Here is a 14,386-nt window from a genome sequence, read left to right on the forward strand (position 1 = left end):
CGGCTCGTACCTGGGATCAGCCGGCGAGGATACGCTCGATCGCCGGGCGGTTCAGCCCTTTCAGGCCGATGACGACGAGGCGCGAGCGGCGATCGTCTTCAGCGGTCCAGGCGCGGTCGTAATAGTGGTTGACGCGCGGACCGACGGCCTGCAGCAAGAGCCGCATCGGCTTGCCGCCGACGTCGACGAAACCCTTGACGCGCAATACGTTTTCTTCCTCCGCCGCCGTGGCGACGCGTTGTGCCAGCTCGTCCGGGTCGGACACCGACGCAATGTCGATGACGAACGAGTCAAAGTCGTCATGTTCGTGGTCGAGCTCGTCGTCGTGATGGGTCTTGCGGTTCTCGATGTCGTCCTCGACGGCGAGACCAAGGCCGAGCAGCACCGACGGATCGACCTTGCCTTGCGAGGTCGGCACGATCTTCACCGCCCGCGCAACATGCTTGCCGATGACGGCATTGGCGCGCGCCGCGCCGGCTGCGTCCAGCAGGTCGCTCTTCGACAGGATGATCAGGTCGGCACAAGCGAGCTGGTCTTCGAACACCTCCTCGACAGGATCGTCATGGTCGAGCGTCTCGTCCTGCGCGCGCTGCGCCTGCAGGGCGTCCATGTCGTTGGCAACGCGGCCATCAGCCAGCGCCGGCCCGTCGACGACGGCGATGACGCCATCGACCGTGACGCGGCTTTTCACCGACGGCCACTGGAAGGCCTGGACCAGCGGCTTGGGCAGGGCCAGCCCGGACGTCTCGATCAGGATGTGGTCGACCTTCGGCGTCAGCGACAGGATCTGGTCGAGCGCGGGGACAAAGTCGTCGGCGACAGTGCAGCAGATGCAGCCATTGGCCAGCTCGACGATGTTTTCCTCGGGGCAAGTGTCGATGCCGCAGCCCTTCAGGATCTCGCCGTCGATGCCGATATCGCCGAACTCGTTGACGATGATGGCCAGGCGCTTGCCTTTGGCGTTTTCGAGCAAATGGCGGATCAGCGTCGTCTTGCCGGCGCCGAGAAAGCCGGTGACGACGGTGCAGGGGACGCGCGAAACGTTGGCGGCCGAATCTGGGGAAGTCATATCAAGTCCTTCAAAAGGTCGAGGGGAGGGATGCGGGCAACCAAGCCGCGCTTCAGGCAATCGGGACGGCCGCGCCACGGAATGAGGCCGTCCGTCGAAGTAGCGAACAGCTTTGCCCCCGTCACCAGATCGGTGCCGCTGCTCGTGGTCAGGTCGCCGAAGACATAGCTCCAGCAGCCGTCGCGCAGCATCGCGGCGCTGAGCCGGCGCTTGCAATTGCCGAGGCATTCGACGGTGCGGATTTTAATGTTTTCGCTGGAAGCGGCGCGGCGCGTGTGCTCGGCGAGCAGTTCGCCGGCGCGGGGATAAGCGTCCGAACCGGTCTCGTCACGGCAGGACGAGCAGACGATGACGGTAACGCCGGCCGGGGAATCACCATGGCCGGACAATAAATCCGCTGTCTCAGCCGGAAAACTGCTGTCGCGTTCCAAATCAGGCTCCTTGCCCGGAAAACCCGCCAGGCGATCGGATTCTTATGTCCTAGACGGCAGGTCTCCTGGCTCGCGGGTCATCGCCTGGGTGCCGCCTTCCCGGGAATATCCCAGTGGTTTTCGGCCTTGGCTCGTCGCTTACAGTTGCGGGGACAGCCGCGGATTTGAAATCGAGATTTCGCACCGCATTCCCTCTTGGCCCTTGCCGTTGCGGGCAGGGGACCGTCTGGAACGGATTTAGGCTTGTGAAGGCAGTCGTGTCAACGCACGTCTATGACGCGGCGATATCTGCGAGCGGCTGGCCGAGGTCGCCGGCAGCCGTCACCTCGATGCGCTCGAGCCCGAGCCAACCCTGCATCTGCTTCAATTCCTCGAAAAGGGCGGCGGCAGTTTGCGGCGGGGCGCCGGGCTCCGAATAGGCGGCATGGACGCGCAATACGCCGGCCGGGCGGTCGGCCCTGAGGTCGACGCGCCCGACGATGCTGTCGCCGAGCAGGAACGGCAGCACATAATAGCCATACTGGCGCTTTTCGGCCGGCGTGTAGATCTCGATGCGGTAGTGGAAGTCGAACAACCGCTCGGTGCGCGACCGCTCGAAGACGACGGGATCGAACGGCGCAAGCAAGGCGCGCGCCTCGATCCTGCGCGGCAAACGGCCGTCCTTGTGGAGATAGGCTGTTTTGCTCCAGCCTTCGACGCTCACCGGCAACAGGTCGCCAGCCTCGACCAGTTCCTCGATGCGGCCCTTGATGTCGGCGGGCGAGAGGCGGAAATAGTCGCGCAGATCGCCCGCCGTGGCGACGCCATGGGCGCGGGCGGAGATGCGCAGCAGTTCGCGGTGGGCGTCCGCGGGGGACGGAACTGGCAAAGCGAGTACCGTTGGCGGCAGCACGCGCTCCGGCAGATCGTAGAACCGCTCGAAACCACGCCGGTGCGCCGTGGTGATGCGGCCCGCCCAGAACAGCCATTCGAAGGCATGCTTGGCATGGCTCCAGCCCCACCAGCCGCCCGAGCCCTTCTGGCCTTCGAAAGCCGACGCCGCGATCGGGCCTCGTTCAGCGACCTCGCGATAGATGTCCTCAATGTAGGCGGCGTGCTCGCGGCCCCATTTTGCCAGTCCGCTGTACATTTCCTCGCCGCGCTCGGCCCGCCGCATGCGCCAGCGCATCAGCGGATAGGTCTCGACGGGCAGGAACGAGGCTTCATGCGCCCAATATTCGAAGACCATGCGCTTGCGTGTCACCGCGGCGTCGTCGAGCAGCGCCAGCTTGTAGGGGCCAAGCCGCGAATAGAGCGGCATATAATGGGCGCGAACCACGGCGCTGACGGAATCGATCTGCAGCAGGCCGGTACGTGCAAGCACCCGGGCCAGATGCCGGCGGTCAGGCGTGCCGCTGGGGCGCGGGTCATTGAATCCCTGTGCCGCAAGCGCAATGCGACGGGCCAGGGCAAGCGAGATTTTTTCCTTCATGAAGGCGGTATCCGGACGATGTTAGACAGAGAAAATGACCTGCGATTCCGCCCCATGCTAGCAAGGTTTTGGCGGCATCTATGTCAGGAGAGAAAAGTGGAGTGAAAAGTGAAGGAAATCAAACAGGAGCGGATCGGACCAGTTTTCCCGGATATGCCGTCCAGCACCGCGATTTGAACAAGGTTTGACTTGCTTCGCCGAAAGCGCTGCGCTAACCCTCGCCGCGTTGCAGCATAGAGCCCCCTTAAAACGGTTCAGTGGTTAATCTGTCACGCTTCCGCAAGTGGGTCCGGTGCTGTAATCAGAGTGGATTGGCCGCCAACGGAAAACTGCAGCATGAACGCACTTTTAGGTTCGTACCTGCCCATCGTCCTGTTCATCGGCGTGGCGCTGGTCGTCGGCCTGGCGCTGCTCGCCGCACCGTTCCTGGTCGCTTACCGCAACCCCGATCCGGAAAAGCTTTCCGCCTATGAGTGCGGCTTCAACTCGTTCGACGACGCCCGCATGAAGTTCGACATCCGCTTCTACCTGGTGTCGATCCTGTTCATCATCTTCGATCTGGAGGTGGCCTTCCTGTTTCCTTGGGCAGTGTCGTTCAGTCAGATCGGCATGCTCGGTTTCTGGTCGATGATGGTGTTTTTGGCGGTGCTGACCATCGGCTTTGCCTATGAATGGAAAAAAGGAGCGCTGGAATGGGATTGAACGACAGTTCCGGCACGCTCGTCGCGCCGAAGCCCAAGGGCCTCATCGACCCCAACACCGGCAGACCGGTGGGGGAGGATGATCCGTTCTTCCTGGAGATCAACAACGAACTCGCCGACAAGGGTTTTCTCGTCACTTCGACCGAGGCGCTGATCACCTGGGCGCGCAGCGGCTCGTTGATGTTCATGACCTTTGGCCTCGCCTGCTGCGCCGTCGAGATGATCCACACCTCGATGCCACGCTACGACAGCGAGCGTTTCGGTGTCGCGCCGCGCGCGTCTCCGCGCCAGTCCGACATCATGATCGTCGCCGGCACGCTGACCAACAAGATGGCGCCGGCGCTGCGCAAGGTCTACGACCAGATGCCGGAGCCGCGCTACGTCATCTCGATGGGCTCCTGTGCCAATGGCGGCGGCTATTATCATTATTCCTATTCGGTGGTGCGCGGCTGCGACCGCATCGTGCCGGTCGACATCTACGTGCCCGGCTGCCCACCGAGCGCTGAAGCGCTGCTCTACGGCATCCTTCTGCTGCAGAAGAAGATCCGCCGCACCGGCACGATCGAACGGTGAGCGGCATGACCCAGGCGTTGAATGACCTCTCGACCTATCTTGGCGAGAAGCTGACCGGCCGGATCGGCGAAGCGGTGCTCGCCTATGGCGAACTCACTATCTCGGTCGAGCCGCGCGACCTGATCGAGGTGGTGACCTTCCTGCGCGACGACCCGAAATGCCAGTTCATTTCGATCATCGACGTTTGCGGCGCAGATTATCCGTCGCGGGCAAAGCGCTTCGACGTGGTCTATCACCTGCTGTCGCCGAGGCAGAATATCCGCATCCGCATCAAGGTCCAGGCCGACGAAGAGACGCTGGTGCCGTCGATCACCGGCATATATCCCGGCGCGGACTGGTTCGAGCGCGAGACCTACGACCTCTATGGCGTGCTGTTTTCGGGCCATCCCGATCTGCGCCGGATCCTGACCGACTACGGCTTCGAGGGCCATCCGCTGCGCAAGGACTTTCCGCTGACCGGCTTCGTCGAGGTGCGCTACGACGACGAAGCCAAGCGCGTCATCTACGAGCCGGTCGAGCTCAAGCAGGAATTCCGCAATTTCGATTTTCTGTCTCCGTGGGAAGGTACGGATTACGTGCTTCCGGGAGATGAGAAGGCAAAGCAGTAAATGGCTGAAACCTCCGTTCGCAACTTCAATATCAATTTCGGCCCGCAACACCCTGCTGCGCATGGCGTTTTGCGCCTTGTGCTGGAGCTTGACGGAGAAGTCGTCGATCGCGTCGATCCGCATATCGGGCTTTTGCATCGCGGCACGGAAAAGCTGATCGAGCACAAGACTTATCTGCAGGCCGTGCCCTATCTCGACCGGCTCGACTATTGCGCGCCGATGAACCAGGAGCATGCCTTTGCGCTCGCCGCCGAGCGGCTGCTCGGTATCGAGGTGCCGAAGCGCGGGCAGCTTATTCGAGTTCTCTACTCCGAGATCGGCCGCATTATGTCGCACATCCTCAATGTGACGACGCAGGCGATGGATGTCGGCGCGCTGACGCCGCCGCTCTGGGGTTTTGTCGAGCGCGAAAAGCTGATGGTGTTCTATGAGCGCGCCTCGGGCTCGCGCATGCACGCGGCCTATTTCCGGCCGGGCGGCGTCCACCAGGACCTGCCGCAGAAGCTGATCGAGGACATCGGCAAGTGGATCGACCCGTTCCTGAAGTCGGTCGACGACCTCGACGCGCTTTTGACCGGCAACCGCATCTTCAAGCAGCGCAATGTCGACATCGCTACCGTCTCCCTGGCCGACGCTTGGGCCTGGGGCTTTTCCGGCGTCATGGTGCGCGGCTCGGGTGCGCCGTGGGATCTGCGCAAATCGCAGCCCTACGAATGCTATGCCGATCTGGACTTCGACATTCCGATCGGCAAGAACGGCGACTGCTTCGACCGTTATCTGGTGCGTATGGAAGAGATGCGGCAGTCGGCGAAAATCATGCGCCAGTGCGTCGACCTGTTGCTCGGTAAGGAGGGCAGCGGGCCGGTGTCTAACCTCGACGGCAAGGTGGTGCCGCCGAAGCGCGCGGCGATGAAGCGCTCGATGGAAGCGCTGATCCATCACTTCAAGCTCTACACCGAAGGCTACCGCGTTCCGGCCGGCGAGGTCTATGCCGCGGTCGAGGCGCCGAAGGGCGAGTTCGGTGTCTATCTCGTCTCCGACGGCACCAACAAGCCCTACCGCTGCAAGCTGCGCGCCCCCGGCTTTGCGCATCTGCAAGCGATGGACTTTTTGTGCCGCGGCCACATGTTGGCCGACGTCACCGCCGTTCTCGGCTCCCTCGACATCGTGTTTGGTGAGGTCGATCGGTGAATCGCATTCTGAGCCTCATGTTAATCGTCATTGCTGTCGCAATGCACCCTGCATATGCAATCGAGTGCGGAGCGTCTATCGATGCTTCCGATCTTGTGAAGCAGCACTTCAAGCTGAGCTACGTCACGCTTGGCATGCAAGAAAGTGCGACAGCAGAATCCGCCGATGTCGATGCTTTCTATTTCAAGAGAGATACATGCGAGTGTAGCGTCGCAGCGCCGGATGGCGCGAGTTTGTCTAAGGCGGAGGTATCGGCAGCCGCTTCCGGCAAAACAGGGTTCGCGCGGCTTGTTGCTCGCTTGGCTGGTAAATCCGGCGTTTGCCCGCCTGTCATGACAAATTCGCCGACTTTCCAATGTTTCGACGGTACGGCGAAACTTTGTAAGGAGGCCGCAGCAAGATGACGAACCTATACGTCTTTGGTGAGGTCGATCGCTAAATGTCAGTCCGCCGTCTCGCAGAAGCCAGCCTCCAGCCAGCCTCCTTCGCCTTCAACCGGGCGAATGCGGCAGCGGCGAAGCAGTGGATCAAGCAATATCCGAAGGGGCGCGAGCAATCCGCGATCATCCCCTTGCTGATGCTGGCGCAGGAGCAGGAAGGCTGGGTGACCAAGGCGGCGATCGAGACGATCTCCGACATGCTCGGCATGCCCTATATTCGCGGGCTAGAAGTCGCCACCTTCTATACGCAATACCAGCTCAATCCGGTCGGCACCCGCGCGCATGTCCAGGTCTGCGGCACCACGCCCTGCATGCTGCGCGGCTCGGAATCGCTGATGGATGTGTGCCGCTCGAAGATCCATCACGACCAGTTCCACACCAACGACAAGGGCACGCTGTCGTGGGAGGAGGTCGAATGCCTCGGCGCCTGCGTCAACGCACCGATGGTTATGGTCTTCAAGGACACATACGAGGATTTGACACCGGAGCGGCTTGCCGAGATCATCGACCTCTATGACGCCGGCAAGGGTGCTTCGGTGACGCCAGGACCGCAAAACGGCCGCGTCACCTCAGAGCCGGCCAGTGGCCTGACGACCCTCAAGAGTGAAAAGGCGATCCTGAAGGCGACCCGCGACCGGGAAACCAGGGCGGCGACCAAGGCCGCCAAGGAAGCGGCGCCGGCGGCTGCCGCCGCAGCACCCGCGGCGCCGGCCCCGCCAGCCGCTTCTGCCGCGCCGGCGCCGGTTGCGCCCTCGAATGCCAGCAAGCCGAAGACCGACGCTGTCGAGACCAGTCCGGCGCTGAAATCGCCATCGGCGACAAAAGTCGCGCCCGCGGCGGAAAAGGCGGCGAGCGTTGCAGCGCCGCTGCATTCGGCCGCCAATGCCAACAAGGCCGAGCCGCAGGTCGAGGACGTCTCGAAACAGCGCAAAGGCCCCAAGAACAAGGCCGAGCCGGCGTCTGCTTTCAAAGCGCCGGAGGCCAAGGTTAAACCGGCGAAGACTGCCGCCAAGGCGGCCACGCCGTCGCCCGGAAACAAAAGCCGGCCGACCGGCAAGAAGCCGGTCTGAGGAACGAGCAATGCTTCAGGACAGAGACCGCATCTTCAACAATATCTACGGCCGCTTCGACAAGTCGCTGGCCGGCGCCATGGCGCGCGGTGCCTGGGACAACACGCCCGGCATCATCGCCAAGGGGCGCGAGTGGATCGTCAATGAGATGAAGGCCAGCGGCCTGCGCGGACGTGGCGGCGCGGGCTTCCCGACCGGGCTGAAATGGTCGTTCATGCCCAAGCAAAGCGACGGCCGGCCGAGCTATCTCGTCGTCAATGCCGACGAGTCCGAGCCCGGCACCTGCAAGGACCGCGACATACTGCGCCACGACCCGCACACGCTGGTCGAAGGCTGCCTGCTTGCGGGCTTCGCCATGGGCGCGGTCGCCGCCTACATCTATGTGCGCGGCGAGTTCATCCGCGAGCGCGAGGCGCTGCAACGCGCCATCGACGAGGCCTATGCGGCCAAGCTGATCGGCAAGAACAACACCTCCGGCTATGATTTCGACATCTACATGCATCATGGCGCCGGCGCCTATATCTGCGGCGAGGAAACGGCGCTGCTCGAAAGCCTCGAGGGCAAGAAGGGCCAGCCACGGCTTAAGCCGCCATTTCCGGCCAATGTCGGCCTCTATGGCTGCCCGACGACGGTCAACAATGTCGAGTCCATCGCTGTCGCGCCGACCATCCTGCGCCGCGGTGCCGCCTGGTTCTCGTCCTTCGGCCGGCCCAACAATGTCGGCACCAAGCTGTTCTGCATCTCCGGCCACGTCAACAATCCGTGCACCGTCGAAGAGGCGATGTCGATCCCGTTCCGCGAGCTGATCGAGACGCATTGCGGCGGCATTCGTGGCGGCTGGGATAATCTGCTGGCGGTCATTCCGGGCGGAGCGTCGGTGCCGCTGGTGCCGGCCGAGCAGATCATCGACGCGCCGATGGATTTCGACGCGCTGCGCGACCTGAAATCGGGCCTCGGCACGGCAGCTGTCATCGTCATGGACAAATCGACCGATATCGTGAAAGCGATCGCGCGGCTTTCCTATTTCTACAAGCACGAAAGCTGCGGCCAGTGCACGCCCTGCCGTGAGGGCACCGGCTGGATGTGGCGGGTGATGGAACGGCTGGTGCGCGGCGAGGCGCAGAAGCGCGAGATCGACATGCTGCTCGATGTGACCAAGCAGGTCGAGGGCCACACGATCTGTGCGCTTGGCGACGCGGCGGCATGGCCGATCCAGGGCCTGATGCGGCATTTCCGCGGCGAGGTGGAGCGGCGCATCGACGAGTTTTCGCGCAACGCACACCGCGCCGAACCGGTGCTGGCGGCGGCAGAATAGAAGAATTCAAAAATGCGGGCGAATGTCCGAGACGAGGAAACGAGCGCGGGGCAGACGGAAACGACCAGGAGACCACCTATGTCGCTGTTTTCGACACCCGACGATTTTACGCCCGATATGGACCCGTTCTTGAAGATGAATCAGGATCTGACCAGGATGATGCCGAAGGAGATGGCCAATGCCGTCAATCTCCTGGCGCATCCTGTCGCGGGCGCGGCGGCGATGACGGCACTAGGCATTGGGCTTGCGAACCAAGCCTTTGGCATCTGGATGGGCGTGCTTTCGGGCGCGGCCGAAACTTCGCAGCGGCTTTGGCAGCCGGTCGCCGAGGATTTCGAGGCCAGGACGGAACGCTTTTCCGCGACCGGCAAAAGCTCCTCGACAAAGGCGCGCGCAGCGACCAAAACCCTGATTGCCGAGGCGCAGTCCTTCGCCAATGACGTGACCGACATTGCGACGAGCACCGCGGCGCGGAGCTTGGCGAATGCGAGCACCGTTGCAGCGGATGCCTCGGCCGGGCTGATGCCGGAAGATTTCAAGCAGCCCAAGCCGATGGACCGGCCAGCCGAGCCGGCCGATCTCAAGGCGATATCGGGCATCGGGCCGAAACTGGAAAAGGTGCTGAACGGCCTTGGCATCTGGACATACGCCCAGCTTGCCGCGTGGACGCCGCAAGAGATCGCCTGGGTCGAAGACTACCTGTCGTTGAAGGGCCGTATCGGCCGTGACGGCTGGATCGGTCAGGCGGCCGCGTTGGCCGGGGTCAAAAAGTGAATTCAATATCGTGCGCGGTCTCGGCTGCGTCCGGAAGGAAAGATTGCGGAACGTCCGCAGGGGTTTGAGGCGAAATGGCAAAGCTCAAGGTCGACGGGAAAGAGATCACTGTACCCGACCACTACACGCTGCTGCAGGCGGCCGAGGACGCCGGCGCGGAAGTGCCGCGCTTCTGCTTCCATGAGCGGCTGTCGATCGCCGGCAATTGCCGCATGTGCCTGATCGAGGTGAAGGGCGGCCCGCCCAAGCCGCAGGCGTCTTGCGCCATGGGCGTGCGCGACCTGCGCCCCGGCCCGAACGGCGAGCCGCCGGAAATCTTCACCAACACGCCGATGGTCAAGAAGGCGCGCGAAGGCGTGATGGAATTCCTGCTGATCAACCATCCGCTGGATTGCCCGATCTGCGATCAGGGCGGCGAGTGCGACCTGCAGGACCAGGCGATGGCGTTCGGCGTCGATTCCTCGCGCTACCACGAGAACAAGCGGGCGGTCGAAGACAAGTATATCGGGCCGCTGGTCAAGACGATCATGAACCGCTGCATCCATTGCACGCGCTGCGTCCGCTTCACCACCGAGATTGCCGGCATATCGGAACTCGGTCTGATCGGCCGCGGCGAGGATGCCGAGATCACCACCTATCTCGAAAGCGCGATGACTTCGGAACTGCAGGGCAATGTCATCGACCTTTGCCCGGTCGGTGCGCTGACTTCCAAACCCTACGCCTTCCAGGCACGGCCGTGGGAACTGACCAAGACCGAATCCATCGACGTCATGGACGCCGTCGGCTCGGCGATCCGCGTCGATAGCCGAGGCCGCGAAGTGATGCGCATCCTGCCGCGTACCAACGAGGCGGTGAACGAGGAATGGATTTCCGACAAGACCCGCTTCATTTGGGACGGCTTGCGCACGCAGCGCCTCGACCGGCCCTATGTGCGCAAGGACGGCAGACTGGCCCCCGCAAGCTGGGCCGAGGCTTTTGCCGCGATCAAGGAAGCGGTGTCGAATGCCGCACCCGAAAAGATCGGTGCCATTGCCGGCGATCTTGCCGCCGTCGAGGAGATCTACGCGCTGAAGCTTCTGATGGCTTCGCTTGGCTCGAAGAACACCGACTGCCGCCAGGACGGTGCCGCACTCGATCCGTCGCTCGGCCGGGCGAGCTATGTCTTCAACCCGACCATCGAAGGCATCGAACAGGCCGATGCGGTGCTGATCATCGGCGCCAATCCGCGCTTCGAGGCGTCCTTGCTCAACGCCCGCATCCGCAAGCGCTGGCGGGCCGGCAATCTGCCGGTCGGCGTCATCGGCGATGTCGGCGATACGCGCTATGATTACGAGCAGCTCGGCGCCGGGCCGGAATCGCTGAAGGATCTTGCCGATGGCAACGGCAAATTCTTTCAACTGCTGAAGAAGGCGACGCATCCGCTGATCATCGTCGGCCAGGGTGCGCTGGCGCGTCCGGACGGCGCGGCCGTGCTCGGCCAGGCGGCGAAGCTCGCCGTCGCCGTCAACGCCGCAAGGGCCGACTGGAACGGCTTTGCCGTACTGCACACCGCGGCGGCGCGGGTCGGCGGCCTCGATGTCGGCTTTGTGCCGGGCGAGGGCGGCAGGAACGTCGCCGGCATGCTGGGCGAGACCGATGTGCTGTTCCTGCTCGGCGCCGACGAAATCGACATGGCCAAGACCGGCGGCGCTTTCGTCGTCTATATCGGCACGCATGGCGACAAGGGCGCGCATCGCGCCAACGTCATCCTGCCGGGTGCCGCCTATACCGAGAAGTCGGGCACCTTCGTCAACACCGAAGGCCGCGTGCAGCAGACCAACCGGGCCGGCTTCGCGCCCGGCGAGGCGCGCGAGGACTGGGCGATCCTTCGGGCACTGTCGGATGTGCTCGGCAAGAAGCTGCCGTTCGATTCGCTGCCGCAATTGCGCGCTAGGCTCTATGCGGAATACCCGCATCTTGCCCGCATCGACCATGTCGCGGCCGGCGACCCGGCCGACATCGCCAGGGTGGCCAAGCTCGGCGGGCGGCTGAACAAGGGCACCTTCACCTCGCCGGTCAAGGATTTCTACCTGACCAACCCGATCGCGCGGGCTTCCGCGGTGATGGCCGAGTGCTCGGCTTTGGCGAAGAACGGCTTCAGGCAGGCGGCGGAGTAGACATGGACACCTTCTTCTCCTTCTACGTGCTGCCGGCGCTGCTGATCCTTTTGAAGTCGGTCGTGCTGATCGTCGTTCTGTTGATCTTCGTCGCCTATGTGCTTTACGCCGACCGCAAGATCTGGGCGGCGGTGCAATTGCGCCGCGGACCGAACGTCGTCGGCCCATGGGGCACGCTGCAGGCCTTCGCTGACCTTTTGAAATTCGTCTTCAAGGAGCCGGTGATTCCGTCCGGCGCCAACAAGGGCGTTTTCCTGCTGGCGCCGCTGGTGTCGGCGGTGCTTGCGATCTCAGCCTGGGCGGTGATCCCGGTCAATGAGGGCTGGGCCATCGCCAACGTCAATGTCGGCATCCTCTACGTCTTCGCCATCTCCTCGCTCGAGGTCTATGGCGTGATCATGGGCGGCTGGGCGTCCAATTCGAAATACCCGTTCCTCGGTGCGCTGCGCTCGGCGGCGCAGATGGTGTCCTACGAAGTCTCCATCGGTTTCGTCATCGTCACCGTGCTGCTTTGCGTCGGCTCGCTCAACCTGACCGATATCGTTTTGTCGCAGCAGGATGGGCTGGGCACGAGGATCGGCCTGCCCAATACCTTCCTCGACTGGCATTGGCTGTCCCTGTTTCCGATGTTCATCGTCTTCTTCATCTCGGCGCTGGCGGAAACCAACCGTCCGCCCTTCGACCTCGTGGAAGCCGAATCGGAACTCGTCGCCGGCCATATGGTCGAATATTCCTCGACGCCGTTCCTGTTGTTCTTCCTGGGCGAATATGTCGCCGTCGTCCTGATGTGCGCACTGGCCACCATCCTGTTCCTTGGCGGCTGGCTGCCGCCCTTCAATTTCGCGCCGTTCACCTGGGTGCCGGGGCTGATCTGGTTCGTGCTCAAGGTCTGCCTGGTGTTCTTCATGTTCTCGATGGTGAAGGCGTTCGTGCCGCGCTATCGCTACGACCAGCTGATGCGGCTCGGCTGGAAGGTCTTCCTGCCGATCTCGCTGTTCATGGTGGTCGCCACCGCCGCCTTCCTCAAGATCACGGGGTTTGCCTGATGTCAGCATTGTCCCAGGCCGCCAAGTCACTGCTATTGCAGGATTTCGTCAGTGCTTTCTTCCTGTCGATGCGCCAGTTCTTCGCGCCGAAGGAGACGATCAATTATCCGCATGAGAAGGGGCCGGTCAGCCCGCGCTTCCGTGGCGAACATGCGCTGCGCCGCTATCCGAACGGCGAGGAACGTTGCATCGCCTGCAAATTGTGCGAGGCGATCTGCCCGGCGCAGGCCATTACCATCGAAGCCGGCCCGCGCCGCAATGACGGCACGCGGCGCACCGTGCGCTACGACATCGACATGGTGAAATGCATTTATTGCGGCTTCTGCCAGGAAGCCTGCCCGGTCGACGCTATCGTCGAGGGGCCGAATTTCGAATTCGCGACGGAGACGCGCGAGGAGCTTTATTACGACAAGGACAGGCTTCTGGCCAATGGCGACCGCTGGGAGCGTGAACTTGCGCGCAACATCTCGCTGGATGCGCCTTACCGCTGATATTTGACGCATGGACGGGGCGAGGGGCCTCGTTTAAGGAACACGCAACTTGCCGGCCGGAGGCGGTGGCAAAAAACAGGACGAATGTCCTGTTCGGACAGGAAACCCGGGGGAACCCATGCTGAGTGGACTAGAGGCGGCCTTTTTCTACCTCTTCGCCTTTGTCGCGGTGGCGTCGGCGTTCATGGTCATTTCGGCGCGCAATCCTGTGCATTCGGTGCTGTTCCTGATCCTGACCTTCTTCAACGCCGCCGGCCTGTTCATGCTGACCGGCGCCGAGTTCCTGGCGATGATCCTGCTCGTCGTCTATGTCGGCGCGGTTATGGTGCTGTTCCTGTTCGTCGTGATGATGCTCGACGTCGATTTCGCCGAGATGAAGGAAGGCGCCCTGCAATACGCGCCGATCGGCGCGCTGGTCGGCCTGATCCTGGCAGCGGAGCTGATCATCGTGCTCGGCGGCTACACATTTGCGCCGAAACTGGCGGCGACGGTTTCGAAGCCCATCCCGGACCTGGCCGCGCGCTCCAACACGGCGGCGCTCGGCGACATCCTCTATACGGATTACCTCTATTACTTCCAGGTGGCGGGGCTGGTGCTGCTGGTCGCCATGATCGGCGCCATCGTGCTGACGCTGCGCCACAAGCCGGGCGTCAAGCGGCAGTCGATCGCCGCCCAGGTCGGCCGCACGCCGGTAACCGGAGTGGAAATCCGCAAGGTCAAGACGGGCGAAGGAGTCTGAGATGGTCGTCGGCATCGCGCACTACCTGACCGTATCGGCGATCCTGTTCACGCTCGGCGTGTTCGGCATCTTCCTGAACCGTAGGAACGTCATCGTCATCCTGATGTCGATCGAGCTGATCCTGCTTGCGGTCAACATCAATTTCGTCGCCTTTTCGGCGGCGCTCGGCGATCTGGTCGGCCAGGTGTTCGCACTGTTCGTGCTGACCGTCGCGGCGGCCGAGGCGGCGATCGGCCTTGCCATTCTCGTCGTCTTCTTCCGCAACCGCGGCTCGATCGCGGTTGAAGACGTGAACATGATGAAGGGTTGAC

16 protein-coding genes and 1 riboswitch are annotated in these 14,386 nt (G+C 62.9%); of the genes, 13 read left to right on the forward strand and 3 right to left on the reverse strand.

Annotated features, from left to right (window positions below; translation table 11 throughout):
- Nucleotides 1-16: 16 nt before the first annotated feature.
- The 3 genes from cobW to NKJ93_RS15875 all read right to left on the reverse strand — a co-directional run bounded on the left by cobW (nucleotide 17) and on the right by NKJ93_RS15875 (nucleotide 2,971).
- Nucleotides 17-1,069 carry a cobalamin biosynthesis protein CobW gene (gene cobW / locus NKJ93_RS15865; RefSeq protein WP_023720753.1) on the reverse strand — a complete coding sequence of 351 codons (1,053 nt, stop codon included), beginning with the start codon at nucleotides 1,067-1,069 and terminating at the stop codon, nucleotides 17-19.
- A complete protein-coding gene (locus NKJ93_RS15870) occupies nucleotides 1,066-1,500 on the reverse strand; it encodes a DUF1636 family protein (RefSeq protein ID WP_352590083.1) in 435 nt (144 codons plus the stop codon). Before NKJ93_RS15870 ends, cobW begins: the two co-directional genes overlap by 4 nt.
- A 38-nt stretch (nucleotides 1,501-1,538) precedes the next feature.
- Nucleotides 1,539-1,742, reverse strand: a riboswitch (cobalamin riboswitch).
- A gap of 29 nt (nucleotides 1,743-1,771) precedes the next feature.
- A complete protein-coding gene (locus tag NKJ93_RS15875) occupies nucleotides 1,772-2,971 on the reverse strand; it encodes a winged helix-turn-helix domain-containing protein (protein WP_352496385.1) in 1,200 nt (399 codons plus the stop codon).
- Between the two features lie 336 nt (nucleotides 2,972-3,307).
- Between NKJ93_RS15875 and NKJ93_RS15880 the strand changes: the two genes are divergently transcribed.
- The 13 genes from NKJ93_RS15880 (at nucleotide 3,308) to nuoK (ending at nucleotide 14,385) form a co-directional block, all read left to right on the forward strand.
- Nucleotides 3,308-3,673, forward strand: coding sequence for an NADH-quinone oxidoreductase subunit A (locus NKJ93_RS15880; protein WP_023720750.1), 366 nt, complete (start codon nucleotides 3,308-3,310; stop codon nucleotides 3,671-3,673).
- A complete protein-coding gene (locus NKJ93_RS15885; protein ID WP_023720749.1) occupies nucleotides 3,664-4,245 on the forward strand; it encodes a NuoB/complex I 20 kDa subunit family protein in 582 nt (193 codons plus the stop codon). Before NKJ93_RS15880 ends, NKJ93_RS15885 begins: the two co-directional genes overlap by 10 nt.
- A gap of 5 nt (nucleotides 4,246-4,250) precedes the next feature.
- On the forward strand, nucleotides 4,251-4,853 hold the full coding sequence (locus NKJ93_RS15890; RefSeq protein WP_023720748.1) for an NADH-quinone oxidoreductase subunit C: 603 nt from the start codon (nucleotides 4,251-4,253) through the stop codon (nucleotides 4,851-4,853).
- Nucleotides 4,854-6,044 carry an NADH-quinone oxidoreductase subunit D gene (locus tag NKJ93_RS15895; protein ID WP_352590086.1) on the forward strand — a complete coding sequence of 397 codons (1,191 nt, stop codon included), beginning with the start codon at nucleotides 4,854-4,856 and terminating at the stop codon, nucleotides 6,042-6,044. It begins immediately after the preceding gene.
- Nucleotides 6,041-6,448: a hypothetical protein gene (locus NKJ93_RS15900; protein ID WP_352590089.1), complete on the forward strand. Its 408-nt coding sequence runs from the start codon at nucleotides 6,041-6,043 to the stop codon at nucleotides 6,446-6,448. The genes NKJ93_RS15895 and NKJ93_RS15900 overlap by 4 nt, the downstream gene beginning before the upstream one ends.
- A 35-nt stretch (nucleotides 6,449-6,483) precedes the next feature.
- On the forward strand, nucleotides 6,484-7,554 hold the full coding sequence (nuoE, locus tag NKJ93_RS15905; RefSeq protein ID WP_352496386.1) for an NADH-quinone oxidoreductase subunit NuoE: 1,071 nt from the start codon (nucleotides 6,484-6,486) through the stop codon (nucleotides 7,552-7,554).
- A gap of 10 nt (nucleotides 7,555-7,564) precedes the next feature.
- A complete protein-coding gene (nuoF, locus tag NKJ93_RS15910; RefSeq protein WP_352483047.1) occupies nucleotides 7,565-8,869 on the forward strand; it encodes an NADH-quinone oxidoreductase subunit NuoF in 1,305 nt (434 codons plus the stop codon).
- A 78-nt stretch (nucleotides 8,870-8,947) separates the two neighbouring features.
- Complete coding sequence (locus NKJ93_RS15915; RefSeq protein ID WP_352590092.1) at nucleotides 8,948-9,643, forward strand: helix-hairpin-helix domain-containing protein; 696 nt, start codon at nucleotides 8,948-8,950, stop codon at nucleotides 9,641-9,643.
- Between the two features lie 74 nt (nucleotides 9,644-9,717).
- The gene (nuoG, locus tag NKJ93_RS15920; protein WP_352483050.1) at nucleotides 9,718-11,799 is read left to right on the forward strand and encodes an NADH-quinone oxidoreductase subunit NuoG; all 2,082 of its coding nucleotides are present in this window, start codon (nucleotides 9,718-9,720) and stop codon (nucleotides 11,797-11,799) included.
- Between the two features lie 2 nt (nucleotides 11,800-11,801).
- The gene (gene nuoH, locus NKJ93_RS15925; protein WP_352483051.1) at nucleotides 11,802-12,845 is read left to right on the forward strand and encodes an NADH-quinone oxidoreductase subunit NuoH; all 1,044 of its coding nucleotides are present in this window, start codon (nucleotides 11,802-11,804) and stop codon (nucleotides 12,843-12,845) included.
- Nucleotides 12,845-13,336 carry an NADH-quinone oxidoreductase subunit NuoI gene (gene nuoI, locus NKJ93_RS15930; RefSeq protein ID WP_023676622.1) on the forward strand — a complete coding sequence of 164 codons (492 nt, stop codon included), beginning with the start codon at nucleotides 12,845-12,847 and terminating at the stop codon, nucleotides 13,334-13,336. The genes nuoH and nuoI overlap by 1 nt, the downstream gene beginning before the upstream one ends.
- A 118-nt stretch (nucleotides 13,337-13,454) precedes the next feature.
- Entirely contained in the window at nucleotides 13,455-14,075 is a 621-nt protein-coding gene (locus tag NKJ93_RS15935) for an NADH-quinone oxidoreductase subunit J (protein ID WP_352483053.1), read from the forward strand.
- A gap of 1 nt (nucleotide 14,076) precedes the next feature.
- Nucleotides 14,077-14,385, forward strand: a complete 309-nt coding sequence (nuoK, locus tag NKJ93_RS15940) for an NADH-quinone oxidoreductase subunit NuoK (protein ID WP_023676620.1) — start codon at nucleotides 14,077-14,079, stop codon at nucleotides 14,383-14,385.
- Nucleotide 14,386: the final 1 nt, after the last annotated feature.

This window comes from Mesorhizobium sp. M0028 (assembly GCF_040323855.1).
In the GTDB taxonomy this organism is placed as follows: domain Bacteria; phylum Pseudomonadota; class Alphaproteobacteria; order Rhizobiales; family Rhizobiaceae; genus Mesorhizobium.

What these genes read in the sequence shown, in the direction of transcription:
- NKJ93_RS15875 (WP_352496385.1), bottom strand. Translation starts at nt 2,971, where the DNA reads ATGAAGGAAAAAATCTCGCTTGCCCTGGCCCGTCGCATTGCGCTTGCG.
- NKJ93_RS15885 (WP_023720749.1), top strand. Translation starts at nt 3,664, where the DNA reads ATGGGATTGAACGACAGTTCCGGCACGCTCGTCGCGCCGAAGCCCAAG.
- NKJ93_RS15915 (WP_352590092.1), top strand. Translation starts at nt 8,948, where the DNA reads ATGTCGCTGTTTTCGACACCCGACGATTTTACGCCCGATATGGACCCG.
- nuoK (WP_023676620.1), top strand. Translation starts at nt 14,077, where the DNA reads ATGGTCGTCGGCATCGCGCACTACCTGACCGTATCGGCGATCCTGTTC.
- nuoI (WP_023676622.1), top strand. Translation starts at nt 12,845, where the DNA reads ATGTCAGCATTGTCCCAGGCCGCCAAGTCACTGCTATTGCAGGATTTC.
- nuoG (WP_352483050.1), top strand. Translation starts at nt 9,718, where the DNA reads ATGGCAAAGCTCAAGGTCGACGGGAAAGAGATCACTGTACCCGACCAC.
- NKJ93_RS15935 (WP_352483053.1), top strand. Translation starts at nt 13,455, where the DNA reads ATGCTGAGTGGACTAGAGGCGGCCTTTTTCTACCTCTTCGCCTTTGTC.
- NKJ93_RS15880 (WP_023720750.1), top strand. Translation starts at nt 3,308, where the DNA reads ATGAACGCACTTTTAGGTTCGTACCTGCCCATCGTCCTGTTCATCGGC.
- cobW (WP_023720753.1), bottom strand. Translation starts at nt 1,069, where the DNA reads ATGACTTCCCCAGATTCGGCCGCCAACGTTTCGCGCGTCCCCTGCACC.
- NKJ93_RS15890 (WP_023720748.1), top strand. Translation starts at nt 4,251, where the DNA reads ATGACCCAGGCGTTGAATGACCTCTCGACCTATCTTGGCGAGAAGCTG.
- nuoF (WP_352483047.1), top strand. Translation starts at nt 7,565, where the DNA reads ATGCTTCAGGACAGAGACCGCATCTTCAACAATATCTACGGCCGCTTC.
- nuoH (WP_352483051.1), top strand. Translation starts at nt 11,802, where the DNA reads ATGGACACCTTCTTCTCCTTCTACGTGCTGCCGGCGCTGCTGATCCTT.
- nuoE (WP_352496386.1), top strand. Translation starts at nt 6,484, where the DNA reads ATGTCAGTCCGCCGTCTCGCAGAAGCCAGCCTCCAGCCAGCCTCCTTC.
- NKJ93_RS15895 (WP_352590086.1), top strand. Translation starts at nt 4,854, where the DNA reads ATGGCTGAAACCTCCGTTCGCAACTTCAATATCAATTTCGGCCCGCAA.